Source organism: Rhodococcus sp. MEB041 (assembly GCF_030208955.1).
In the GTDB taxonomy this organism is placed as follows: domain Bacteria; phylum Actinomycetota; class Actinomycetes; order Mycobacteriales; family Mycobacteriaceae; genus Rhodococcoides.
The window spans coordinates 533,071-558,049 of record NZ_JARVSZ010000001.1 but is presented as its reverse complement, the minus strand read 5'-3'; the positions used below and the strand labels follow the sequence as shown (position 1 = coordinate 558,049).

23 protein-coding genes are annotated in these 24,979 nt (G+C 66.7%); 13 read left to right on the top strand and 10 right to left on the bottom strand.

Annotation, left to right across the window (positions count from 1 at the left end; genetic code table 11):
• Positions 1–274 precede the first annotated feature (274 nt).
• The 9 genes from QRN16_RS02665 to QRN16_RS02625 are packed head-to-tail and all read left to right on the top strand — an operon-like array spanning position 275 to position 11,349.
• Positions 275–1,801, top strand: a complete 1,527-nt coding sequence (locus tag QRN16_RS02665) for a sugar ABC transporter ATP-binding protein (protein ID WP_042573771.1) — start codon at positions 275–277, stop codon at positions 1,799–1,801.
• The gene (locus QRN16_RS02660; RefSeq protein ID WP_222630638.1) at positions 1,798–2,844 is read left to right on the top strand and encodes an ABC transporter permease; all 1,047 of its coding nucleotides are present in this window, start codon (positions 1,798–1,800) and stop codon (positions 2,842–2,844) included. Before QRN16_RS02665 ends, QRN16_RS02660 begins: the two co-directional genes overlap by 4 nt.
• Positions 2,834–3,871: an ABC transporter permease gene (locus tag QRN16_RS02655; RefSeq protein ID WP_285184500.1), complete on the top strand. Its 1,038-nt coding sequence runs from the start codon at positions 2,834–2,836 to the stop codon at positions 3,869–3,871. The genes QRN16_RS02660 and QRN16_RS02655 overlap by 11 nt, the downstream gene beginning before the upstream one ends.
• 26 nt (positions 3,872–3,897) lie before the next feature.
• Positions 3,898–4,983, top strand: coding sequence for a rhamnose ABC transporter substrate-binding protein (gene rhaS / locus QRN16_RS02650; protein WP_042573774.1), 1,086 nt, complete (start codon positions 3,898–3,900; stop codon positions 4,981–4,983).
• A gap of 1 nt (position 4,984) precedes the next feature.
• Positions 4,985–5,332, top strand: coding sequence for an L-rhamnose mutarotase (locus tag QRN16_RS02645; RefSeq protein WP_285184499.1), 348 nt, complete (start codon positions 4,985–4,987; stop codon positions 5,330–5,332).
• Positions 5,329–6,498, top strand: a complete 1,170-nt coding sequence (rhaI, locus tag QRN16_RS02640) for an L-rhamnose isomerase (protein ID WP_042573776.1) — start codon at positions 5,329–5,331, stop codon at positions 6,496–6,498. Before QRN16_RS02645 ends, rhaI begins: the two co-directional genes overlap by 4 nt.
• Positions 6,498–7,913, top strand: coding sequence for an L-fucose/L-arabinose isomerase family protein (locus tag QRN16_RS02635; RefSeq protein WP_285184498.1), 1,416 nt, complete (start codon positions 6,498–6,500; stop codon positions 7,911–7,913). The genes rhaI and QRN16_RS02635 overlap by 1 nt, the downstream gene beginning before the upstream one ends.
• A 20-nt stretch (positions 7,914–7,933) precedes the next feature.
• Positions 7,934–9,964: a bifunctional aldolase/short-chain dehydrogenase gene (locus tag QRN16_RS02630; RefSeq protein ID WP_285184497.1), complete on the top strand. Its 2,031-nt coding sequence runs from the start codon at positions 7,934–7,936 to the stop codon at positions 9,962–9,964.
• Positions 9,964–11,349, top strand: coding sequence for a rhamnulokinase (locus QRN16_RS02625; protein ID WP_285184496.1), 1,386 nt, complete (start codon positions 9,964–9,966; stop codon positions 11,347–11,349). The genes QRN16_RS02630 and QRN16_RS02625 overlap by 1 nt, the downstream gene beginning before the upstream one ends.
• 108 nt (positions 11,350–11,457) lie before the next feature.
• On the opposite strand, the gene QRN16_RS02620 is transcribed toward QRN16_RS02625, so the two are convergent.
• From QRN16_RS02620 to QRN16_RS02605, 4 genes are all read right to left on the bottom strand, one after another.
• Positions 11,458–11,787 (bottom strand): TfoX/Sxy family protein, encoded by a 330-nt coding sequence (locus tag QRN16_RS02620; RefSeq protein ID WP_285184495.1) that lies wholly within the window; start codon positions 11,785–11,787, stop codon positions 11,458–11,460.
• Positions 11,788–11,915: 128 nt separating this feature from the next.
• Positions 11,916–12,320: a hypothetical protein gene (locus QRN16_RS02615; protein ID WP_285184494.1), complete on the bottom strand. Its 405-nt coding sequence runs from the start codon at positions 12,318–12,320 to the stop codon at positions 11,916–11,918.
• Positions 12,317–13,270: a hypothetical protein gene (locus QRN16_RS02610; RefSeq protein ID WP_285184493.1), complete on the bottom strand. Its 954-nt coding sequence runs from the start codon at positions 13,268–13,270 to the stop codon at positions 12,317–12,319. Before QRN16_RS02610 ends, QRN16_RS02615 begins: the two co-directional genes overlap by 4 nt.
• A complete protein-coding gene (locus QRN16_RS02605) occupies positions 13,257–13,541 on the bottom strand; it encodes a hypothetical protein (protein ID WP_155956952.1) in 285 nt (94 codons plus the stop codon). Before QRN16_RS02605 ends, QRN16_RS02610 begins: the two co-directional genes overlap by 14 nt.
• 140 nt (positions 13,542–13,681) lie before the next feature.
• On the opposite strand from QRN16_RS02605, the gene QRN16_RS02600 reads away from it, so the two are divergent.
• Together QRN16_RS02600 and QRN16_RS02595 are read left to right on the top strand one after the other, a co-directional pair.
• Complete coding sequence (locus QRN16_RS02600) at positions 13,682–13,825, top strand: hypothetical protein (RefSeq protein WP_197027742.1); 144 nt, start codon at positions 13,682–13,684, stop codon at positions 13,823–13,825.
• An 87-nt stretch (positions 13,826–13,912) separates the two neighbouring features.
• The gene (locus tag QRN16_RS02595; RefSeq protein ID WP_222639016.1) at positions 13,913–14,716 is read left to right on the top strand and encodes a formate/nitrite transporter family protein; all 804 of its coding nucleotides are present in this window, start codon (positions 13,913–13,915) and stop codon (positions 14,714–14,716) included.
• A gap of 4 nt (positions 14,717–14,720) precedes the next feature.
• On the opposite strand, the gene QRN16_RS02590 is transcribed toward QRN16_RS02595, so the two are convergent.
• The 5 genes from QRN16_RS02590 to QRN16_RS02570 all read right to left on the bottom strand — a co-directional run bounded on the left by QRN16_RS02590 (position 14,721) and on the right by QRN16_RS02570 (position 20,859).
• Positions 14,721–15,386 (bottom strand): potassium channel family protein, encoded by a 666-nt coding sequence (locus tag QRN16_RS02590; RefSeq protein WP_222639015.1) that lies wholly within the window; start codon positions 15,384–15,386, stop codon positions 14,721–14,723.
• Complete coding sequence (locus QRN16_RS02585) at positions 15,379–16,737, bottom strand: TrkH family potassium uptake protein (protein WP_285184684.1); 1,359 nt, start codon at positions 16,735–16,737, stop codon at positions 15,379–15,381. Before QRN16_RS02585 ends, QRN16_RS02590 begins: the two co-directional genes overlap by 8 nt.
• A gap of 72 nt (positions 16,738–16,809) precedes the next feature.
• Positions 16,810–18,519, bottom strand: coding sequence for a glycerol-3-phosphate dehydrogenase/oxidase (locus tag QRN16_RS02580; RefSeq protein ID WP_027504787.1), 1,710 nt, complete (start codon positions 18,517–18,519; stop codon positions 16,810–16,812).
• Positions 18,516–20,027, bottom strand: coding sequence for a glycerol kinase GlpK (glpK, locus tag QRN16_RS02575; RefSeq protein WP_222632903.1), 1,512 nt, complete (start codon positions 20,025–20,027; stop codon positions 18,516–18,518). Before glpK ends, QRN16_RS02580 begins: the two co-directional genes overlap by 4 nt.
• A 31-nt stretch (positions 20,028–20,058) precedes the next feature.
• Positions 20,059–20,859 (bottom strand): MIP/aquaporin family protein, encoded by an 801-nt coding sequence (locus QRN16_RS02570; protein WP_051613174.1) that lies wholly within the window; start codon positions 20,857–20,859, stop codon positions 20,059–20,061.
• A 191-nt stretch (positions 20,860–21,050) separates the two neighbouring features.
• Between QRN16_RS02570 and QRN16_RS02565 the strand changes: the two genes are divergently transcribed.
• On the top strand, positions 21,051–22,043 hold the full coding sequence (locus tag QRN16_RS02565) for a sugar-binding transcriptional regulator (protein WP_051613126.1): 993 nt from the start codon (positions 21,051–21,053) through the stop codon (positions 22,041–22,043).
• A 1-nt stretch (position 22,044) separates the two neighbouring features.
• Here the strand turns inward: QRN16_RS02565 and QRN16_RS02560 are convergent, their stop codons facing one another.
• Positions 22,045–22,920, bottom strand: coding sequence for an SCO6745 family protein (locus QRN16_RS02560; protein WP_285184492.1), 876 nt, complete (start codon positions 22,918–22,920; stop codon positions 22,045–22,047).
• Between the two features lie 169 nt (positions 22,921–23,089).
• Between QRN16_RS02560 and QRN16_RS02555 the strand changes: the two genes are divergently transcribed.
• Entirely contained in the window at positions 23,090–24,943 is a 1,854-nt protein-coding gene (locus QRN16_RS02555; protein ID WP_285184491.1) for an asparagine synthase-related protein, read from the top strand.
• Positions 24,944–24,979: the final 36 nt, after the last annotated feature.

Sequence of the window (24,979 nt, the reverse complement as noted above, 5' to 3'; positions counted from 1 at the left end):
CCCCCCTTCGATGCCGTTACGGTCGCTATTGAATCGGTTTACCGGCGTCGGCGCAACCGAACGGCGTTCTCGAACCCACCGAGGCGCCCCACGGCGCACAAACTCGTGACCGATCCTCATCGTTGCTGCTCAACACTTGATACATCACGGTTCGGTAACGCTCTGTCGTGATCCGGGTCACGGGGTTGACCAGTGGCCCCCGTCACTTCTATGTTCACGGGGCTGAATGAACCGATTCAATTCGAGCCGGTTCGGTCCGACGGAGGTCCCATCCATGAGCGTCCCCAGCGCGACGACGCCCACCGCAGTTCCCCTGCTCGAAGTCCGTGACGTCACCAAGTCGTTCGGAAGCGTCGCCGCCGTCTCCGGGGTGTCCTTTCCGCTCTACGGCGGTGAAGCGCACGCACTCGTGGGCGAGAACGGTGCCGGCAAGTCCACCATCGTCAAGATGCTGGCCGGTGTGCACAAGCCGGACACCGGCACGCTGCTCGCGGGCAGCACCCCGATCACTCTCGACTCCCCCGCCGCCGCGAAGGCCGAGGGCATCGCCGTCATCTACCAGGAGCCGACGCTGTTTCCGGACCTGACCATCGCCGAGAACATCTACATCGGTGCCCAGCCCACCTCGCGCGGGCGGATGATCGACCGCGGCGCCATGAACACCGCCGCCGAAGCCCTGTTCACTCGCCTGGGTGTTCCGATGGATCCGAACCGGCTCGCGAGCGGACTGTCCATCGCCGACCAGCAGCTCGTCGAGATCGCCAAAGCGCTGTCCACCAAGGCGTCCGTCATCGTGATGGACGAACCCACCGCCGCGCTGTCGGGTAACGAGGTCGCCCGCCTCTTCAAGGTCGCGCGCTCCCTGTGCGCCGACGGAGCTGCCGTGCTGTTCATCTCGCACCGCTTCGAAGAGATCTTCGACCTCTGCCAGCGCGTCACCGTCATGCGCGACGGCAAGCACATCTCCACCGCACCGCTGGCCGGACTCACCGTCGACGACCTGATCAAGCAGATGGTCGGCCGCGAACTCGGCGCCCTGTTTCCCAAGCTCGACGTCGTGCCCGGTGCCGTCATCCTCGAGGTCGAGAACCTCACGCGTGCCGGGGTGTTCACCGACGTCAGCTTCCAGGTGCGTGCCGGTGAGATCGTGGCGCTCGCCGGCCTGGTCGGCGCCGGACGCTCCGAGGTCATGCAGGCCGTGTTCGGAGTCGACCCTCGTGACTCCGGCAGCGTGAAGGTCCGCGGCAAGGAGCTCAAGCCGGGCAATCCCAAGGCCGCCATGCGCGCCGGCATCGCCCTTGTTCCCGAGGACCGTCGCCAGCAGGGCCTCATCCCCGAGATGTCGATCGAGCGCAACGCGACGCTCACGCGCTCACAGGCGTTGTCGCGCTTCGGGTTCCTCGTCGGTGGTGGCGAGCGCCGCTCGGCCCAGGAATGGACGAAGAAGCTCCAGACCAAGTTCTCGCGCATCACCGACCCTGTCGGCACCCTGTCCGGCGGCAACCAGCAGAAGGTGGTGCTGGCCAAGTGGCTAGCCACCGACCCGATCGTCCTCATAGTCGACGAGCCCACCCGCGGCATCGACGTCGGCACCAAAGCCGAAGTCCACAAGATCATCTCGCGTCTCGCCAGTGAAGGAGTCGCCGTCGTCATGATCTCCTCGGAACTGCCGGAGGTCCTCGGTATGGCCGACCGCGTGCTCGTCATGCGCGAAGGCCGCATCGCCGCGGAGATCGATCGCGATCATGCCACCGAGGAATCGGTCATGTTCGCCGCCATGGGATCGGAGTCCGCAGCATGACCGTCACCACCCAGACCGCCCCGGCGGCCGACCCGCTCAAGCCTGTCACCAAGGACGGGAGCTCGCTGGTCGAGAAGATCCTGAGAATGCGCTCGCTGGGCATCCTCGGCGCGCTCGTCGTCCTCATCGCCGTGACCGCGGCGACCAACAGCTCGTTCCTGTCCGGTCAGAGCATCCGCGACCTGCTGCTCGCCGCGTCGATCATCGCCGTGCTGGCCGTCGGTCAGACCGTCGTCATGATCACCAAGAACATCGACCTCTCCGTCGGTTCGGTGCTGGGCCTCTCCGCGTTCGCCGCAGGATCGGTCATGAAGGCCGGCTCGCCCATCGTGCTCGGCATCCTCGCGGGCATCGTCGTCGGCACGCTGTGCGGAGTCTTCAACGCGCTGCTCGTCCGCTACGGCGGCGTTCCCGCCCTGGTGGTCACGCTCGGCACCATGTACATCTTCCGCGGCATCGCCTTCTTCTGGGCGGGCGGCGAGCAGATCACCGCCGACGAAATGCCCGGCTCCTTCCTCGATCTCGGCACGGCCGGCGTTCTCGGACTCCCCGTCCTGGTGATCGTCGCCGTCATCGCACTCGTGGGAGCGGGCATCTACCTCGGCCGATACCGCAGCGGCCGCGACCTCTACGCCATCGGATCCAACGGTCATGCCGCCGAACTCGCCGGCATCTCCGTCGGTAAGCGCACGCTGGCGGCCTTCGCCTTCTCCGGCGCCATGGCCGGTATCGCCGGAGTCATGTTCGCCGCCCGTTTCGGCACCGTCGACGCGGCGGCCGGCACCGGCTACGAACTCAACGTCATCGCAGCCTGCGTCGTCGGCGGTGTGGCCGTCGTCGGCGGTGTCGGCACCGTGTGGGGAGCCGCCCTCGGCGCCCTGCTGCTGACCACCATCAACAGCTCGCTCCCGGTCCTGCAGATCGATCAGTTCTGGCAGCAGGCCATCGTCGGCGCGCTCATCCTCATCGCCATCGCGGCGGATCGCATCGCGGCCGTGCGTGCCGCCCAGCAACTTCGGAAGAGGAGCGCTCATGTCGAGTGATCTCGCCACCCGTCCCGACGCCCCCGCACCGACCGTGCAGCAGGGCAGTCGCATCCGGGAGCTGCTGGCCAGCTGGGACACCGCAGTCATCTTCCTGACCATCGTCGTCGTGCTCGGCGCGTCGGTGATGAACCCCGACTTCGGTAGCGCCACCAACTTCACCTTCCTGGTACTCGACCTCGCCCCGATCTTCCTCATCGCCCTGCCGATGACGCTGATCATCGTCACCGGCGAGATCGACCTCTCCGTCGCCAGCACCCTCGGTCTGAGCGGCGCGGCGATGGGCTGGATGTGGAACAACGGCTTCACCATCGAGGCCATCGTCCCCATGTGCATCCTGCTCGGTGCACTGCTCGGCGCGCTCAACGGATTCCTCGTCGCCACGCTGGGTCTACCGTCCCTCGCCGTCACGATCGGCACGCTCGCGCTCTTCCGCGGACTCGCCTTCGTCCTGTTGGGCGACACCGCCGTGTCCAACTTCCCGCGGGCCTACACCTCGTGGGTCACCGGCACACTGGGAGATTCGTCGGTTCCCAATCTCGCTGTGCCACTGATCATCCTCGCGGTAGTGTTCGGCGCGGTCCTGCAGTTCACCTCGCTCGGCCGCAACATCTACGCCACCGGCGCCAGTGCCACGGCCGCGAAGTTCGCCGGCATCAACGGCAACCGCATCAAGTTCTGGCTCTACGTCGTCGCCGGAGCGGTCGCCGCCCTGGCCGGTGTCCTGTGGAACCTGCGCTACTCGAGTGCTCGCGCCGACAACGGTGCCGGCCTCGAACTGTCCGTCGTCGCCGCAGTCCTTCTCGGTGGCGTCTCGATCTTCGGAGGCAAGGGCCGGCTCGTCGGCGTTCTCGCCGCCGTCGTCCTCCTCGCGGCACTGCAGAACGCACTGCGTCTCGAGGACATCTCCAACGAAGCACTCACCGTCGTCACCGGCGTCCTGCTCATCGTCGCCGTCCTCCTGCCCAACCTCATCAAGGCAGTCCGCACCTCGTCGGACCGTCGCAAAGCCGTCGCACGACTCTGATCCACCCCCTTCCCGAAAGGTCCACCATGTCCCGCACCTCCCGGCGCCTCGCGCTGGCGCCGCTGGCCGGCATCGCCGCCCTGTCTCTCGTCCTCACCGCCTGCGGTGGCACGACGCAGGAGTCGGCCTCCGAGTCCTCCGACAGCGGAAGCCGCGTCACCGGCACCGCCAACCCCGACGCCGAGATCCAGGACGGCCTCAAGATCGGCTTCCTGCCCAAGCAGCTCAACAACCCGTACTCCGACATCGAGGTCGCCGGTGGCGAGAAGGCAGTCGGCGAGTTCGGGGGCGAGTACAAGCTGGTCGGCCCCAACGACGCCAGCGCATCGTCGCAGGTGTCCTACATCAACACCCTGATCCAGCAGAACCAGAACGTCATCGCGATCGCAGCGAACGATCCCAACGCGGTGTGCCCCTCGCTGAACCAAGCGCGTGACGCCGGCGTCAAGGTCGTCACCTTCGACTCCGACGCCGACAAGAGCTGCCGCGACCTGTTCATCAACCAGGCCACCACCGAGGGTGTCGGCGAGTCGCTGGCGAAGATGACGAGCGACCAGATCGGCGGATCCGGCAAGATCGCCATTCTGTCCGCAACTCCCAACGCCACCAACCAGAATGCGTGGATCGAGGTGCTGAAGGAGCAGCTCGCCTCCAACCCGGAGTACAAGGACATCGAGCTCGTCACCACCGTCTACGGCAACGACGACGACCAGAAGTCCTTCCAGGAGACCCAGGGTCTGCTGCAGACCTACCCGGACCTGAAGGCCATCGTCTCCCCCACCACCGTCGGCATTTCCGCTGCCGCCCGCTACATTTCGGGCTCGTCGTACAAGGACAAGATCGTCCTCACCGGACTCGGCACGCCGAACCAGATGCGTGAGTACGTCAAGAACGGCACCGTGAAGCAGTTCGCGCTGTGGGATCCCACCGACATCGGCTACCTCGCCGCCTACGCCGGTGCAGCCTTGTCGTCCGGTCAGATCACCGGCGCCGAAGGTGAGAAGTTCACCGCGGGCGAGCTCGGCGAATACACCATCGGTGTCGACGGCGAACTGGTCCTCGGACCGCCCACGGTCTTCGACTCCGCCAATATCGACCAGTACAACTTCTGACATGAACCGGTACTGCTTCACGCTGCAGCTCAGGCCGGAATCGGTCCCCGAGTACTCCCGTCGTCACGCCGAGGTGTGGCCCGAGATGCTCGAGGCCCTGAAAGTGAACGGCTGGAACAACTATTCCCTGCACATCCGTGACGACGGCCTGATCGTCGGCTACGTCGAAAGCCCCGACTTGGGCGCGGCGCAGGCAGCGATGAGCAGTACCGACGTCAACGCACGGTGGCAGGCCCAGATGGCTCCGTTCTTCACGGGCCTCGGGTCTGCCACCCCCGACGAAGGATTCGTGCTGCTGCGCGAGCTCTTCCACCTCGAGACTCAACTCCGCGAAGGTCACCCATCATGAGCACCACAGCAGTTCAGGACATCTCGGCCCTCGCCGACTTCGGTATCGAGGTGCCCAGCTGGGCCTACGGAAACTCCGGAACCCGCTTCAAGGTCTTCTCCACCGCCGGCGTGCCCCGCACTCCTTTCGAGAAGGTAGCCGACGCCGCCGAGGTCAACCGCGTCACCGGCGCAGCTCCCCGCGTCTCGCTGCACATTCCGTGGGACAAGGTCGACGACTACTCCGCGCTCGCCTCGTTTGCCGCCGAGAACGGCGTCGCATTGGGAGCCGTGAACTCGAACGTCTTCCAGGACGACGACTACAAGCTCGGGTCATTGACCAACGCCGATAAGCGGATTCGCGCCAAGGCCGTCGCCCACCACCTCGAGTGCGTCGACGTCATGCGGGCCACCGGCTCGAAAACACTCAAGCTGTGGCTTCCCGACGGCACCAACTACGCCGGGCAGGACTCCATCCGTGCGCGCCAGGATCGTCTCGCCGAGTCGCTGCAGGAGATCTACGCCGGCCTCGACGACGACCACACACTGCTCATCGAATACAAGTTCTTCGAGCCGTACTTCTACACCACCGACATCCCCGACTGGGGCACGTCGCTGCTGCACTGCCTCGCCCTCGGAGACAAGGCGAAGGTGGTCCTCGACACCGGGCACCACGCGCCGGGCACCAACATCGAATTCATCGTCACGCAGCTCATCCGACAGAACAAGCTGGGCGCCTTCGACTTCAACTCCCGCAATTATGCCGACGACGACCTCATCGTCGGTGCCGCGGACCCGTTCCAGCTGTTCCGCATCATGCACGAAATCGTCGCCTCCGATGCCCACCTCCCCTCGTCGGGCATCAACTTCATGCTCGACCAGTGCCACAACATCGAGCCGAAGATCCCCGGTCAGATCCGCTCGATCATGAACGTGCAGGAAGCCACCGCGAAAGCGTTGCTCATCGATGCGTCGGCTCTCGAGAAGGCGCAGATCGACGGCGACATCCTCGGTGCCCACGCGGTGCTCATGGACGCCTACAACACCGATGTCCGTGGGCTGCTGGGCGATCTGCGGGAGTCCCGCGGCATCGACCGTGACCCCGTCGCCGCCTTCGCCCGCTCCGGGTACATGGAACGCGTCGAAGCCGAGCGCGTCGGCGGACAGCAAGCGAGCTGGGGAGCCTGATGGGCCTGGAGCGGACGGTTCCGAGGAAGACCCGCCTAGGTCTGGTGTCGGGCGGACTGGGTGCCTACTGGCCCCAGTTCCCCGGTCTCCTGGAGACGTTGCAGCAGTCCGCTCGCTACGTCACCGAGCGGTTCGAGAAGCAGGACTGCGTCGTGGTCGATGCCGGCTTCGTCGCCGATGCAACGGAATCCGCCGCGGCGGCCGAGAAGTTGCGAGTTGCCGATTGCGACCTCGTCGTCGTGTTCCTGACGACGTATCTCACGTCGTCGATGGTGCTGCCCATCGCGCAACGAGTCGATGCCCCGGTGTTGTTGATCGATCTGCAACCCACCGAGGCCATGGACCACGCCACTACGGGGACCGGCGAATGGCTCGCGTACTGCGGCCAGTGCCCGCTCCCCGAGGTGGCGAACGTGTTCCGTCGCAGCGGTATCGACTTCCGCTCCGTCTCGGGCTATCTCCACGACGAGAACGCGTGGTCCCGCATCGAGGCATGGGTAGGAGCCGCGTCGGCGCGCGCTGCGCTGCGACACTCCCGGCTCGGCTTGATGGGCCATCTGTATCCGGGCATGCTGGACATCTCGACCGACATGACCCTGCTGTCGTCGCAGTTCGGCGCCCACGTCGAGGTACTGGAATTCGACGACCTACGGGTGCGTGTCCAGAGCGTCACCGACGCACAGGTGGACGAGCGACTCGAACTCGCGCGCAGCGTCTTCCACCTCGACGACTCCGTCGTGAACGACGACTTCGCTTGGGGCGCTCGCGTATCGGTCGGCCTCGATGCCCTCGTGGACGACTTCGGACTCGACGCCATGGCGTACTACCACCGCGGACTCGACGGCGAACTGCACGAACGTCTCGGCGCCGGCATGATTCTGGGCGCCTCGCTGCTCACAGCCCGCGGAATTCCGTTGGCCGGCGAATACGACATCCGAACCGCCGTCGCCATGCTGATCGCGGACCGCCTGGGCGCCGGTGGGTCTTTCACCGAGCTTCAAGCACTGAACTTCCGAGACGGTGTCGTCGAGATGGGGCACGACGGGCCCGCCCACCTCCAGGTGTCGGCCGGCGAGCCTATGCTCCGCGGACTCGGCGTCTATCACGGGAAGCGTGGATACGGCGTCAGCGTCGAGTTCGACGTACAGCCCGGGCCCGTGACGACATTCGCCATCGGACAGAACCGTGACGGCTCGTTCACGTTCATCACCTCCGAGGGCACCGTTGTCCCCGGGCCTCTGCTGCAGATCGGCAACACCACGTCTCGCGTCGACTTCGGACGCGATCCCGGCGAGTGGACGGACGAGTGGAGTGCCACCGGCACCGGCCACCACTGGGCACTGTGCGTCGGGCACCGCGCCAAGGACATCAAGGCCGCAGCAGAGCTGCTCGGCATTTCCTATACCAGCGTCTAGACCTACTCAGGAGAACCACTGTGACGACGATCGACGATCTGATCGCCCGGTCCAACAGACTCGGCGCCGATGCGCGCAACACCAACTACGCGGGCGGCAACACCTCCGCGAAGGGAACCGAGACCGACCCGGTCACCGGTGAGGACGTGGAACTGCTGTGGGTCAAGGGATCCGGCGGTGACCTGGGCACGCTGAAGCCCGCCGGGCTCGCCGCGTTGCGACTCGACCGCGTCCGCGCACTGAAAGACGTCTACCCCGGCGTCGACCGCGAAGACGAGATGGTCGCCGCCTTCGACTACTGCATGCACGGCAAGGGCGGTGCGGCACCGTCCATCGACACCGCGATGCACGGACTGGTCGAGGCGGCTCACGTCGACCATCTGCACCCCGACTCGGGCATCGCCCTCGCGACCGCGGCCGACGGGGAAGAGCTGACCCGCAAGTGCTTCGGCGACCGTGTGGTGTGGGTGCCGTGGCGTCGCCCGGGCTTCCAGCTCGGCCTGGACATCGCCGAGATCGCCGAGAAGAACCCGCAGGCCATCGGGTGCATCCTCGGTGGACACGGGATCACTGCCTGGGGCGCGACCAGCTCCGAGAGCGAGGAGCGGTCTCTCGAGATCATTCGGACCGCCGAGCAGTTCCTTGCCGACAACGGTCGCTCGGAGCCCTTCGGATCCCCGCTGACGGGTTTCGAGGCACTGCCGGAGGACGATCGACGCACCCGCGCCGCGGCCCTGTTCCCGCTGATCCGCGGGCTCGCGTCGACCGACCGACCGCAGGTGGGTCATTTCGACGACAGCGACGCCGTCCTCGACTTCCTCGCCTCGTCCGAGCACCCGCGCCTCGCCGCACTCGGAACGTCGTGCCCCGATCACTTCCTGCGCACCAAGGTGCGCCCGATGGTGCTCGACCTCCCGACGACCGCATCGTTGGAGGATGTGTCAGCTCGGCTCCGTGAGCTCCACGTTGCGTACCGCGAGGACTACGCCCGCTACTACACCGAGCACGCCGAGGCCGACAGTCCCGCGATGCGCGGCGCCGATCCCGCCATCGTGCTGATCCCCGGAGTCGGCATGTTCTCCTTCGGCGCCAACAAGCAGACCGCCCGCGTCGCCGGCGAGTTCTACATCAACGCCATCAACGTGATGCGCGGTGCTGAATCCGTCTCGACCTACGCCCCCATCGACGAGCGCGAGAAGTTCCGCATCGAGTACTGGGCACTCGAGGAGGCGAAGCTCGCCCGGATGCCCGCACCCAAGCCGCTGGCCACCCGGATCGCACTGGTGACCGGCGCCGCGTCGGGCATCGGCAAGGCCATCGCGCAGCGTCTGGCAGCCGAGGGCGCGTGCGTGGTGATCGCCGACCTCGACGCGTCGAAGGCCGCAGCAGCCGCCGCCGAGATCGGTGGTGCCGACGTGGCCGTAGGCATCGCTGCCGACGTCACCGACGAAGGACAGATCGCAGCCGGGTTCGCCGACGCCGTACTGGCCTTCGGCGGCGTCGACCTCGTCGTCAACAACGCCGGACTGTCCATCTCCAAGCCGCTGCTCGAGACCACCGTCAAGGACTGGGATCTGCAGCACGACGTCATGGCACGCGGGTCCTTCCTCGTCTCCCGCGAGGCGGCCCGCATCATGATCGAGCAAGGCCTGGGCGGCGACATCGTCTACATCTCGTCGAAGAACTCTGTGTTCGCGGGACCGAACAACATCGCGTACTCGGCGACGAAAGCCGATCAGGCACATCAGGTTCGGCTGCTGGCCGCCGAGCTCGGCGATTACGGGATCCGCGTCAACGGCATCAACCCCGACGGCGTGGTCCGCGGTTCGGGCATCTTCGCGGGCGGCTGGGGCGCCAAGCGTGCCGCGGTCTACGGCGTCGAGGAGGAGAAGCTGGGCGAGTACTACGCGCAGCGCACGCTGCTCAAGCGCGAAGTGCTTCCCGAGCACGTCGCCAACGCCGTTTTCGCCTTGACCGGTGGAGAACTGACCCACACGACCGGGTTGCACATCCCGGTCGATGCGGGTGTCGCAGCCGCGTTCCTGCGCTGATGGGGGCATTCGCGGCGGTGGACCTGGGGGCGTCGAGTGGTCGTGTGATGCTGGGGCGCGTGGTCGACGGTCGGGTGGATCTGACGGAGATCGCGCGGTTCGAGAACCGGCCTGTGCGTCTCGGTGGATCGCTACACTGGAACATCCTCGCGCTGTATCAGGGTGTGCTCGACGGATTGCGGTCGCTGGTCGACCGGTTGGACGGCGAGCCGTTGACGTCCATCGGCATCGACACGTGGGCGGTCGATTACGCCCTTCTCGATGCCGACGGGCGCATGCTCGGCGTCCCGTTCCACTACCGCGACTCCCGCACCGACGGCGAGCACGAGGACCTGTTCTCTCGCAGCGGTATTGCTCAACTGCCGTTCAACACGGTGTACCAGCTGCTGGCCGAGTCGCCCGACATTCTGGGCGTCGCCAGGCGCTTGCTCATGGTTCCGGACCTGTTGGCGTACTGGCTCACCGGCGTCGCTCGAGGCGAGGTGACCAATGCGTCGACAACCGGGCTCCTCGACCCACATACCCGCGCATGGGACCGCTCCTCGATCGCTTCGCTGGGCCTGAAGGCCGACCTGCTCCCTGAGCTGGTCGCTCCAGGGATGCCCATCGGACCGCTCACCGCCGACGTCGCCGCCGTGGTGGGCACCGAGTCGTCGGTGGTCGCGGTGGGAACTCACGACACCGCGTCGGCCATCGTGGCGGTTCCGGCTGCGACACCGAACTTCGCGTACATCGCGTCGGGCACCTGGTCGCTGGTGGGAGTCGAGACGCAGGAGCCTGTGGTGACGTCGGCGGCCCGAGACGGGGGGTTCACCAACGAGGCCGGTGTCGACGGCACCGTGCGACTGCTCCGCAACGTCATGGGTATGTGGCTGGTGCAGGAGTCGTTGCGGCAGTGGGAGCGTGACGGTCTCGAGCTGTCGCTCGGCGCACTGCTCGTCGAGGCTGCCGGTCTGCCCGCGTCGTCGGTCATCGATCCCGACCTCCCCGTATTCCTGCCACCGGGCGACATGCCGGCGCGCATTGCCGCTGAGTGCCTCGCAGCCGCGGTGCCGGTTCCGACGACACCCGCGTCGTTCGTGCGCTGCATCGTGGACAGCCTCGCGGCGGCATACGCCCGCTCGGTGGCGCTGGCCGGGGAGCTCGCAGGCATCGACGTCGAGGTGGTGCACATCGTCGGCGGCGGTTCGCAGAACGCGCTGCTGTGTCAGCTGACCGCTGATGCCACCGGACTGCCGGTGGTCGCTGGACCGGTCGAGGGATCCGCCCTGGGCAACGTGCTGGCGCAGGCCCGGGCTGCCGGTGTGGTGAGCGGTGGTCTCGCCGATCTGCGGCGGGTGGTGCGGAACTCGTTCGAGTTGGTGGAGTACCTGCCGACGCGGTGATCGTGTGCAGCGATCCGCGCTGTCCGCGGATTACTGCACAGGATCCGTGGTGCGGAACTCGTTCGAGTTGGTGGAGTACTTGCCGCGGTAGAACGTCGGTTCTCCCTGTCAGGGAGTATCGGCCGAGGTTGCGGCGTCGATCCAGACCTGCAGGTCGTCGTCGGACTCCAGAACTGACGCGTTCACCGAGATCCACCCCTGTCCCATCGACCTGCCCGCGCCCATCTGCGCACGCCGAGCTCCCGGGCGTCCGACATAGTCGTCGTCGCGTTCGCGCGCTACTCGGACCAACAAGGCGCCGCCGCCGTTGCCGACGGACACGACCATCTTCCCGTCGACCATGAACGCAAGACCGCCGAACATCGCCCTCTCGGTCACGGTGGACCTGGCGGACAACGCAGCGCGAACCCGGTCCTCGAGGTCGGCGTCGCGTGCCATGGGGAAACTGTACGACGCCTCCCGACGCGTCGGAAGGTGCGCGGAGCCGCGGATTGCGCGGGTAAACGCACCGTCGCGACGTGTTCGGTGCAGAAATCTTCGGCCAGCGATGATTTCTGCACCGGATCTCACACCAGTCCGCTGGAACCTTCGAACGTGAACCCGCGCGCTTCGAGTTCGGCGAGGCGCCGCTCGCCCTTCTCTGTGATGCACGCCCGAATGACCTCTGAATCCATCAGTGCCGTTCGATCCGGCGCAGACAGGTAGCCGACTTCGCCGTCGTATCCGTCGGCGATGCGGCGCATGGCCTCGTCCAGATCGACGTCCCATTCCTCCCACCCGACGTCGTTCGATGCTAGCGCGCCGAGTGTCATCAACCCTGACTCGACGAGCGACCTGATGACGGTCGCCGTCTGCTCGGCTGTCGTCGACGGCCCCCTGGACTGGATCGTGTAGTACATGAACTCCCATAACGTGATCCAGTCGTCGTCCAACTGGACCAAGAGGTTGAATTCGAGTTGTTCGTCGTTCATCGCACATGCACCTTGATCACCCGTCCGTTTGCTCTCGCCCTCACGTCAATGGTCAATCCACCGGATTTGCTGTCGTCGCGCAACTGGATCCTCGTCCCGTCGGGTAATTCGTACCTTTCGAGGATCTTCGGGCTCACTCCCACGTCGACTGCGCGTCCCTCATCAACGAGTCGCCTGTAGAGCGCACGCACGTCGTCGTCGGTGCCGACCTGGCGATTTGGACTGTTCCGACCAGGTTCAGTCGCCTCCTTCAACACGTCGTCGACACTTGCCGCATCGACCGGCCCCGCATCCTGGAAGAAGCTGTCCGGCAGCGCGTCGTGGATCGCATCCCACGCATCCGTCCCGAACCGGTCGACCAGTGCGAAGGCCATCGCGCCGACGGACAGCACGCCGGCCGCGATCATCGCGTGCACGGCTGCCTCCACCGCCCAAGCCAGGCCGATCGCGAGGGGAACGAAGCGCCGTGGTTCGCCGTCGAGAAGCGCAGCGGACGCGTCGTCGATGGACCGGGCGGCGGACTCGTCCGCATCGATCAGCGCCTGCACATGCGCCGCGATGACCGCCGTGTGGGAGACACCGTTGCTGACCACCGACCAGTCCGGTGCGACGAGGCAACCGTCCGCCTCGGCCACGACGACAGCGTCGAGGAGCGCCTCGCGAGCGACGGCGATGGCAGATGCACCGTCGCGAACTGCGCGCTCCAGCACCCGAAGCTGAACTGTCCGACGTTGCGCTGCAGCAAGATCCCGACCAAGACGATCTACCGCAGCATCGCCGGCCGCACCCTGCCACGCCTCGCGCAGATCGACGCGGCTCCTGTCGATTGCCGCCGCCCGAGAGTCGAGAACCGAGGCGCCGTCACCGATCCACGTCGCGTCGATCCGGACGGCGTCGGGATCCCACGACGCCACCACCTCACGACGCGGCGCGAGCTCAGCGACCTCCATGCCCGACCCCCTCGAGCCGAGCGGCGTTCGCCGAGTCCGCGTCGGCGTACCCGACGGCAGCGACATCCAGCGATCGCGCTGTCGCAGAGAAGCCCGCGACGAGATCGTTGAGTGCCGAGACGGCTCGCTCTTCCGCTCGAGCAAGTGCGGCCGCGGTCGACGCTCCGGGGAGCGCGACCACACCTCGCGGCGCCACACCGATCTGCTCCACCTCACCGAGCACAGCTCGGCTCGCGGCCCGCACGGCCCCCACATCAGCGACGACGAACATCGTTCCCACCCCCTCGCGGGGTAGGACGCGTCAGTCGCGCAGCCCGTTCCACTGTCAGCGTTTGCGCTGTTCACGCTGCATCAGGCGTAGTGTTCGCCGTATCGGAGCCATCTGGTTCCCTTGATCAAGGGGCTGACACCATGGCTGACAAGTCTCCGCGCAACTCGATGACGCAGAAATCGGGCAAGTCGCTGAAGGAAAAGCGACTCGACAAGAAGACAAAGGCCGCGGGGAACATCGCTGCCGACGACGCCTCCGCCGCGGTGAACAAGAAGAAGCGCTGATTTCTCGATCGTGGACGTTCACCCCTTCCCAGCGGGGGTGAACGTCCACGATCGTCTGGTGGCAGCCCGTGCGGGGTACACCGAGAGATGAGCGAAGAAGCGCGCCGTAACGACGGCGACAATGACGGTCCCGTCGAAGAGGAGCTCGAAGAGAGCTTCGACTCGGTGGTCACCGAGGGTGCCGAGCGTCTGCACCGCACCGTCCGAGCCGTGATCGTCACCGGACTGTTCGGCGGACTCGAGGTGGCGCTGGGGGTGATGGCCTACCTCGCGGTGCTGGACGAGACGGGCAGCCATCTTCTCGCCGGGCTCGCGTTCGGGATCGGGCTCGTCGCAATCTATCTCGCGCACAGCGAGCTCTTCACCGAGGACTTCCTCATGCCCATCGCCGCGGTGGTCTCGAAGGACGGTACCCCGGCACAACTCGCGAAGCTCTGGATCGGCACTCTTCTGGCCAACCTGGTCGGCGGGTGGGCGGTGATGTGGCTGGTCGCGCAGGCGTTCCCGCAGTGGCTGATGGTGCTGTCCGAATCGGCACACCACTTCGTCGACGCGCCCTTGAACACACAGTCGATCTGTCTGGCGATACTCGGCGGCAGCACCATGACGCTACTGACCAGGATGCAGCAGGGAACCACCTCGGACGTCGCCCGCATCATCGCGGCCATGGCGGCCGGCTTCCTGTTGGCGGGGCTGCAGCTGTTCCACTCGATCCTCGACTCGCTGTTGATCTTCGGCGCGATTCACGCCGGCGCGGACGTGGACTACCTGCAGTGGATCGAGTGGTTCGGATACACGGTCGGTTTCAACATCATCGGTGGAGTGATGCTCGTGACGGTTCTTCGCCTGGTCCGTACCAAGGAGCTGGTGAAGGAGGAACGGCGGTCGTGAACCGTCAGGTGAGCTCACTGAAGCGCTCGGTGTCGCGCACCTGACCGGAGACGATCACCATGTCGTCGGCCTCGATCACGGTGTCGGCCGTGGCATAGGTGAAGCCTTCGCCCGGCCTCTTCACAGCCACGACGGTCACCTTGTACTTGGTACGCACGGCAGTGTCTCCGAGCCGATGGCCGACGAGGAACCGAGCGGGAGTCGTCTTGACCATCGCGAACCCGTCATCGAACTCGATGTAGTCCATCATCCGTCCACGCACGAGATGTGCGACGCGCTTGCCCATGTCGTGCTCGGGCCGCACCACGTGGTGGACACCGATCTGGGTCAGGATCTTGGCATGCGCGTTGCTGATCGCCTTCGCCCAGACATTGCCCACGGACAGGTTGATCAGGGCAGAGGCGGTGAGAAGACTTGCCTCGAGATCGGATCCGATACCGACGACTGCGCGGTCGTATTCGTGTACCGACAATTGCCGTAGCGCTTCCTCGTCGGTGGTGTCCGCGACGGCGGCATGGGTGAGACGATCGGAGACCCGCTGCACGACGGCCTCGTCCGAATCGATGCCGAGCACCTCGGCACCCTGCGCCATCAGTTCGAGAGCCAGGGACTTGCCGAAGCGCCCGAGGCCGAGGACCACGACGACGTCGGAGGACGGCTTCTTAGCCAATGAACGGCCTCTCTGTGGGGAAGGTGTATCGCCGATCGCGTTCGCGCGCCGCCAGCGCACTCACCAGTGTGATGGAGCCGATACGGCCCAGGTACATGAGGACGACGAGTATCAGTTGCCCACACCCCGGCAGCTGCGCGGTGATGCCTGTCGACAGTCCCACGGTGGCGAAGGCGGACACCACCTCGAACAACAGGACGTCCAGGTCGAACGGGGTCGCGGCGAGAAGCACCACGACCGGCACCATCACCAGCGCCACGCCGACCAGGGCGACGGTCAAGGACTGACGCTGCACCCGCGAGTCGATGCGTCGGTCGAAGACCGTGACCGAGCGATCGCCGCGTACCTCGGCGATGATGACGAACAGCAGAATGGCGAAGGTGGTGACCTTGATTCCGCCCGCGGTACCGCCACTACCGCCGCCGATGAACATCAGCACGTCGGTGACGAGCAACGTCGCGTTGTCGGCGTCGGCGTAGTCGATGCTGTTGAAACCGGCGGTTCGCGGCATGATGCCCTGGAACGCGGCCACCAGCAGCTTGCCGCCGACTCCGCGCTCGGACAAAGTGTTCGACCATTCCAGTACGAGTACCAATGCGGGGCCGAGCACAAGCAGGACCGCTGTGACCGTGACCGTCAGCCGCGTGTGCAGCGTCCATCGTCGACGAGTGCGTCCCCGAACATGTCGGGCCACCTCGAAGAGGACGGGGAAGCCGATGCCGCCCAGGACCACGGCGACGAGGAGCGGCACACAGATCCACGGATCGGTGGCGAAGCTGATCATGTTGTCGCTGAACAACGCGAAGCCGGCGTTGTTGAACGCGGACACGGAGTGGAAGATGCCGAGCCACACGGCCCGTCCGAGCGGCTCGTCGTAGCCGACGGCGAAACGGCCCGCCAGACACGCCGCGACCGCCGTCTCGATGAGAAGGCTGGTTCTCACGACACCCACCACGACGCTGCGCACGTCGCCGAGTCCGGACGTGCGGAGCTCAGCCGCCGCATTGAGCCGTCCGCGAAGACCGATGCGGTCGGCAAGGACGAGACCCACCAGCGACGCCATCGTCATGATGCCGAAGCCGCCGATCTGGATGAGCGCGAGAATGACGCCTTGACCGGCGCCGGACCAGTGCGTGGGAGTGTCCACCACGATCAACCCGGTCAGACACATCGCGGACGTCGCGGTGAACAGGGCGCCCAGCAGATCCGTGCTCTTGCCGACCTGCGTCGCCGCGGGCAGCAGCAAGAGAACAGTGCCCACTGCGATGGCGGCGGCGAAACCCAACGCCACCAGGCGCAGCGGGGTCAGCACGGCCTTCGCGGCCCGACGAGGTGCCGGGCCCGAGCTCATCGTCACCGGAGGCACGTTACTGCAGCGCTGCGCGCACCCGCTGCAGACTGCAGCGGGTGCGCACCTCGGCTCTCAGCCGCCGACGCCCACGCGGACGTCGGGAGCCCCGAGCCGTGCGGCATCGGCGGTCTCGTCGTCCGGCTGCGCCTGCGATTCACGCTCTGCCGCAACGCGCTTGCGGTAGTGCTCGATCTCGTCGGACACGTGCTGCTCGTCCCACCCGAGGATGGGTGCGACCAGTCCGGCGACCTCGGCTGCGGCAGCTTCGCCGCGGTCGGCCAACTCGATCGACACGCGGATGCGCCGCGTCAGGATGTCGTCGAGGTGCTGCGCACCCTCGTGGCTCGCAGCGTAGACGGCCTCGGCCTTGAGGTAGTCGGGTGCATTCTCCAGCGGCTTGCCGAGCTCCGGGTTCTGATCGATCAGGTCGAGGACCTCACCGACCAGGGTGCCGTAGCGACCGAGCAGGTGCTCCATGCGTCCGACGCGCATCCCTGCGCGGTCGGCCGCGAGTTGGCGCGCGTTCCAGGCGCCGTAGTACCCGTCGGCACCCACGAGCGGGATCTTCTCCGTGACGCACTCCGGAACCTTGCGCTCCATGTTGTGCACCGCGGAGTCGACCGCGTCCTTCGCCATGACCCGGTACGTCGTGTACTTGCCGCCGGCGATGACGGTGAGGCCACGTACGGGGCTGGAGACGGCATGCTCGCGGGACAGCGTGCTGGTGGAGTCGGACTCGCCGTACAGCAACGGACGCAGACCGGCGTAGACACCGACGACGTCCTTGTGGTCCAGAGGATCCTGCAGCAGCTTGTTGACGTGCCCGAGGATGTAGTCGATATCGCTCTTGCTGGCCGCGGGATGCGCCAGGTCGAGCTTCCAGTCGGTGTCGGTGGTGCCGATGATCCAGTGGCTCCCCCACGGGATCACGAACAGCAGCGACTTCTCGGTGCGGGTGATGATGCCCGTCGAACTGTTGATGCGGTTACGGGGCACCACCAGGTGCACGCCCTTGGACGCGCGAACCTGGAACTGCCCGCGACCGCCGACCATCTCCTGGATCTCGTCGGTCCACACACCGGCAGCGTTGATGACCTGCTTGGCGTGGATCTCGAACGACTCCCCCGACTCGAGGTCCGTCGCGACGACGCCGATCACGCGGTCGTCCTCACGCAGGAAGCCGGTGACGCGAGTGCTGTTGGCGCACAACGCTCCGTAGGCCGCGGCGGTGCGGGCGATCATCATGGTGTGGCGGGCGTCGTCGACCTGGCCCTCGTAGAAGCGCACGGCACCGCGGATGGCGGAGCGCTTGCCCGAGGGGAAGGATTCCAGCGTCTTCTTCTTGCCCAGGTGCTTGTGGTGCGAGGGCACACCGCGGCCGGCACCCATCACGTCGTAGACGCCGATACCGAGGCCGACGTACGGCCGGTCGATCAGCTTCTCGAGGGGGTAGATGAACGGCACGGGGCGGGCGAGGTGCGGGCACAGGTCGTTGAGGACCAGCGACCGCTCCTTGAGCGCCTCGAAGACCAGCGCGAAGTTGAACTGCTCGAGGTAGCGCAGGCCACCGTGGAACAGCTTGCTGGACCTGCTGGACGTCCCGGCGGCGTAGTCACGCGCCTCGACCAGACCGACCTTGAGGCCACGGGTGACCGCGTCGAGGGCAGCTCCGGTACCGACGACACCGCCGCCGATGACCAGAACGTCCATCTCCTCCGTGGCGAGACGACGGAGTGCTTCCTTGCGTGCTTCGGGGCTGAGAGCTGTTGTGGTGGAATTCATTCGGCATCGACCCAATCGAGTGTTCGTGTGACGGCTTTCTTCCAACCGGCGTAGAGCTTGTCTCGCTCCGCGTCATCCATGGACGGTGTCCATGTCTTGTCCTCGGCCCAGTTCTCGCGGATCTCGTCCTCGCTCGCCCAGAAACCGACGGCCAGGCCCGCTGCGTACGCCGCGCCCAGTGCGGTGGTCTCGGCGACCACCGGCCGGACGACATCCACGTTCAGAATGTCGGACTGGAACTGCATCAGCAGCTCGTTCACCACCATACCGCCGTCGACCTTGAGCACCTCGAGGTCGACGCCCGAATCGGCGTTCATGGCCTCGATGACCTCGCGCGTCTGGTAGGCGGTGGCCTCGAGCACGGCCCGCGCCAGGTGGCCCTTGTTGACGAAACGGGTGAGTCCGACGATGGCGCCGCGGGCGTCGGAGCGCCAGTGCGGGGCGAACAGACCGGAGAACGCGGGCACGAAGTAGGCGCCGCCGTTGTCGTCGACGGAGCGAGCGTCGGTCTCGATATCTGCTGCGGTGGAGATCATTCCGAGGTTGTCACGCAGCCACTGCACGAGCGATCCGGTGACGGCGATGGAACCCTCGAGGGCGTACACCGTCGGCTGGTCGCCGATCTTGTAGCAAACCGTGGTGAGCAGTCCGTTCTTGCTCATCACCTTGTCGGTGCCTGTGTTCAACAGCACGAAGTTGCCTGTGCCATAAGTGTTCTTTGCCTCACCGGGCGACAGGCACGCCTGACCGAACGTGGCGGCCTGCTGGTCGCCCAGGATGCCGGCGATGGGGACACCGCTGAGCGAACCGCGCTCGCGGACGTTGCCGTACACCTCGGAGGAGCTGCGGATCTCGGGGAGCATCGACATCGGGATGCCCATGTCCGCACAGATGCCCTCGTCCCAGGACAGGGTGTCGAGATCCATCAGCAGCGTGCGCGAGGCATTGGTGGGATCGGTGTAGTGCAGACCGCCGTCGACACCGCCCGTCATGTTCCAGAGGACCCAGGTGTCCATGTTGCCGAAGCACAGCTCGCCGGCGTCGGCCTTCTCCTGCGCGCCCTCGACGTTGTCGAGGATCCACTTGACCTTGGGGCCCGAGAAGTAGGTCGCGAGCGGCAGGCCGGTCTTCGCGGTGTACTTGGTGGCGTCGCCCCCGCCGAGCTTGGTGACGATGCGGTCGGTGCGAGTGTCCTGCCAGACGATGGCGTTGTAGACGGGCTTGCCGGTGGCGCGCTCCCACACCAGCGCGGTCTCGCGCTGGTTGGTGATGCCCACGGCCGCGATGTCCGAGGGGGTGAGGTCGGCCGCGGCGAGTGCGCCGGCGGAGACGCTGCGAACGTTGTTCCAGATCTCCACGGCGTCGTGCTCGACCCATCCGGCCTGCGGGAAGATCTGCTTGTGCTCGCGCTGATCGGCGGCGACGACGGTGCCCTTGTGATCGAAGATCATGCACCGAGTCGAGGTGGTGCCCTGATCGATCGCTGCGACGTAACGGGTTTCGGTCATGAGTGGTTCCCCTGGGTAGTGGAGTGGACGATCATGCGGACTTCTCGGGCAGACGGCTGGGCTCTTGCTCGTCGTCGCCGTCGGGATCGGCCGGCAGGAACCGACCCACCAGGTTGTCGTACAGCAGGACGCCGATGGGGCCGCCGATGATGGGCCCGAGGATCGGCACCCAGAAGTAGAGGCTGCCGTACTGATCTCGCCATGCCCCACCGTATCCCGTGATGAACGACGCCAGGCGGGGTCCGAAGTCACGAGCCGGGTTGATCGCGTAGCCGGCGTTGGTGCCCCATGCGAAGCCGATGGCCACGACGATGAGTCCGACGATCAACGGGGCCATGTTGGACAGCGGCGGGCTGTTACGCGAGTCGGACACGGCGACGATGAGGAAGAGCAGGATCGCGGTACCGATGATCTGGTCGATCAGCGCGGAGCCGAGGCTGACGGGCAGCGTGCCGTTGCCGGGCAGCGTCGAGAAGATCGTCTGCGTCGCGGTGGTGTGCTCGGGATCGATCGCGTTCAGCATGTCGTTGTAGTTCCACCGCACCAGCAGCGCGGCGACGAAGGCACCGAGAGTCTGCGCGAGCGCGTACGGCGCGACCTTCGACCACGCGAAGCCCCGGAACAACGCGAACGACAGCGTCACAGCCGGATTGAGGTGCGCACCGGTGGCGCGGCCGGCGACGTAGATGCCGAACATGACACCCAGGCCCCAGGCCCAGGCGATCGAGTCGTGGTCCCCGAGGCTCCCGGACTCACCGCCGGAGACCACCTGCGCCACGACGCCGGCACCGAACAGAATCAGAATCATCGTTCCCGCGAACTCGGCTGCCATCTCTGCGGGCAGCCCCCACTTCGCGCGTTTGTCCGTCACGCCATCTCCCTCGTGTTTGTGATCCAGGCCATAAAGAGCAACTGGAAGCCATGCTAGGTGACATGCACGTTGTCGCAAACCGCGTGCACATATGTGCAACTCGGACCGGATCGCGATACCGCGGCGGTCCAGATGTGGTTTAGCGTGGGCTCATGTCGGAGCTGCAGATCTATGGGGAACACCTGCTCCCCGACGCGACGGATCCGCGCACGATCGACGCGGTGCAGGCGGCGCGGCTCTACTACTTCCAGGACTTGACGATGGCCGCGATCGGCCGCGAGATGGGCGTCTCCCGCAGCACGGTGTCGCGGCTGATCACCTTCGCCCGCACGTCGGGACTCGTGGAGATCAAGATCAGCACCGCTCTCGGCCAGGCACCCGGGCTCGAGCGCGCCTTCGCCGATCGGTACGGCGTCCGTGCCCACGTCGTGCCTGTTCCGGAGACCGTCAGCGACGTCGATCGCCTGGACCGGGTCGCCATGTTCGCGGGCCGCCTGCTGACGACGTTCTTCGCCTCCGACATGGTCATGGGCGTCGCGTGGGGCACGACGGTGAGCGCGGTCAGTCGACACCTCGCCCCGAAGCGCACCCACAACTCGCACGTGGTTCAACTCAACGGCGCAGCCAACACGCGCACCACCGGGGTGTCCTACGCGACGGACATCGTCCGCACTGTCGCCGACGCGTACGGCGCTCTCCCCCAGGGCTTTCCGGTTCCCGCGTTCTTCGACTACCCGGAGACTCGGCAGATGCTGTGGCGCGAACGCAGCATCAAACGCGTGCTCGACCTGCAGGACCGGATGGACCTCGCCGTGTTCAGCATCGGCGTGCACGGCGGCGCTGTACCGAGCCACGTCTACAGCGCGGGTTACCTGGAGAAGTCGGATCTCGAGGAACTCGACCGGGACGGCGTCGTCGGCGACATCGCCACCGTCTTCCTCCGCTCCGACGGCAGCTACGACCGCATCGCGCTGAACGAACGTGCAAGCGGCCCACGCCTGGACCGACTCAAAGCCGTGCCGCGACGCGTGTGCATCGTCGCCGGCGAGTACAAGCTCACCGCGCTGCGAGCGGCCCTCGCCGGAAAGATCGTCACCGATCTCGTGATCGACGACCTCAGCGCGGCGACCCTGCTGCAGGCGTAGGTCAGCCCTTCTTCTTCGTTCCCGGCAGGATGCCCGCGGAGATCACGGCCTTGACGTAGGGGCGCGCGGAGGAGATGAGCTCCTCCGCGTCGTCGACACCGCACCACGCGGCGGCGGCCATCGCATCGGTGCGGTCCTCGATGTGGCGGTCGAGTGCGACACCGTCGTCCGTCAGAGTCTCGACGCCGTCGGCCGTCGTGACGAGACCGCGCGCGGCGAGACGCTCGGCCGCCGAGTCCCACTGCTCGTCCGACCACTCGCGCGTCAGCTGGGTGATGCGACGCCCCAGCACCCGACGAGCACCGGGCTCGGGGTGCTGGGCCTCGTGGAAGACACCGGCCTCCGTCGGATCGAGGTCTGCGTCGAGGAGAGCCGCGAGGTGGCCGTCGCCGCGCCATTCCCGCAGAACCGCGATGGCGTGCCACAACTGCAGGTGCGGGACGTCGGGCGCCGACGACTGATGCCATGCTGCGGACAGTGGGCGGCCGGCGAAGGTGAGCGTGTCGCCGATGCCGTGCAGGCGGTCGGCCAGCGACGTGAGGCCCGGGTCGGACACCGACTCACCCAGCGCACCTCCGAGGACGGTGTCCAGCGCGTCCCATCGGCGCCGAGCCACGGTGTCGAGGCCGGCGGCGATCGCCGCGGGCCAGGAGCGCTCGATCAGCGTGGTGTTGAAGCTGTAGAACGCGGCGGCGACCACCCCGGCGGCACACGGCCCCATCGGCTCGGCGCGCGAGCCCACGTACCAGGCGTGTCCGTCGAGACCCGTGTCCCGGCCCGCCGCTCCGAGTTCGGGATTGAAGTACGCCGAGATGTGGAAGGGCTCGAACGTGCGGTACGCGGCGCGGGCATGGGCGGCTGCCGTGGAGTCGGTCATGGGTCGAACCTACTGGCTTCGAGCACTCACGGACTGCGATCTCCTACCGGAGTAGGAGACCATCCTCCCACCCGAGGGTGGCGGAGGACATGACCTCCTCCGTTCGGCGTCCCGGAAATACGTCCGTCGCACGACGACGTGAGTCGCTCCAGCGAGCACAGTGGTTGCCATGCCGATGACACGAGAGAACGAGACGACGGTCGCACTCGATCCGCGAGGTCGTTCCTTCGTCGTGGTCCTCCCCGACGATCCCCGTTCGGACGCAGTCGCCGCTGCTGTCGGTCCCGTTGCGACGCACGAGGTCCGACACCCTAGCGGCCGTCCCCTGCTGCTCGCTCACACCACGACCGACCGTATCGTCGAGGGACGCACACATGACGGAGCCCTCGCCGTCGTCGGCCGGTCCGACGCGACGGTCGGCGCTCTGCAGCGAATCCTGTTCGGTGCCACCAGGCCCGAGGACCTGGCCGCCGCGTCGAGCGCATTCCACGGCAGCCATCTCACCATCGGGTCCATGAACGGCGAGATCTATGCGTCGGGCACCGCGATGGAGACGCGGCGGCTCCACTCCGCCGTCGTCGGTGGCATCACGATCGTGTGCGACCGCGCCGATGTGCTCGCCGAGATCGGCCGATTCGACCTCGACGACGACTCGCTGATCCTCGCGCTGGCCGGCACCCTGCCACACCCGTGGAATCGGTACTCGATGTGGACGGGCGTGACTCCTCTTCCGGGAGACCAGTGCGTGATCGTGGACGCGACCGGACGGGCGCGCCGGGGAACATGGTGGCATGCTCCGGACGCGGTACTCGACCGCGAGGAGGGGGCACGACAGCTCCGTACGGCGCTGCGGGACAGTGTGTCCGCACACATGACCGGAGCTGAGGGAACCGCGGTCGATCTGTCCGGAGGTCTCGACTCGACACCGTTGTGCTGGTTCGCCTCCCGCGAACCAGGAGGTGTGCTCGCCCGCACGATGTACAACGACGATCCCGGAGGCACAGAGGACCTGCAGTGGGCGCGGAAGGCATTGGCCACCATGCCCGGCGTGCACACACACCTGACACTGTCGACCGACGACCTCCAGGACTTCTACGAGGGAATCGACCGGATCGACGCCCCGCTCGACGACGTCACCCAGGCGGCGACGGCCGGGCCGCGGATCGTCGCTCTGCTGCAGGACGATCGCGCCCGCGGGCTGACCACTCACCTCACCGGGCTCGGTGGTGATCACATCCTGCGTGGGCTGCCCTGCTGGGACCACACACTCGCACGCACCCGCCCGTGGGCAGCCTGGCGGCGAGCGCGGTCCGAACACGTTCCCGCCGGTGTCTCTCCCCTGACGACGTTGCGCGAGCTGCTCGATCGGCGGTCGTACGACCGCTGGCTCAGGGACTCGCTCGCCGCGGCACTGGACCGTTCGAGCACGAGAAGCGCACCGGGTCTGAACGACTGGTCCGCTCCGGCGTCGCTCCCACCGTGGTTCAGCGACGACGGCCGCGCCCGTCTCCGCGAGCTTCTCGCGCATTCGCCCGCACCACTGGGCGCCACGAGGGCGGACCACGCCGACCTGTTCTACGTCCGCGACGCGGCCCGCCTGACACGGGGAACCGCTCAACTGGGACAGCCACTCGGCGTCGCCTACGAATCACCACTGCTGGACGATCATGTCGTCGAGGCGACGCTGGCCGTGCGCCGAGACGAGCGTGACACTCCGCTGGAGTGGAAGCCGCTCATGAAGGCCGCGATGCGCGAACTTCTCCCCGACGAATACCTCCTGCGTACCAACAAGGTCGGCGGCGGACCGCAATCGGTTCGCGGGTATGCAGCGCACCACCATGCCCTGGTCGCGCTCGTCGAGGATGCCCACCTCCTCGACACCGGGATCATCGACAGTGCCTCGTTCAGGGGCACGAGCGCACCGAGCGAGCGAGAGGCGCCGCCGCCGCACATCCATCCTGCTCTCAATCTCTCGGTCTTTCTTCGCAACCGAACGGCGACGCTCGAGCGCGTCACCGTCTGACACCCCGTTCCGCACACCGACGAGTAGGAGTTACGA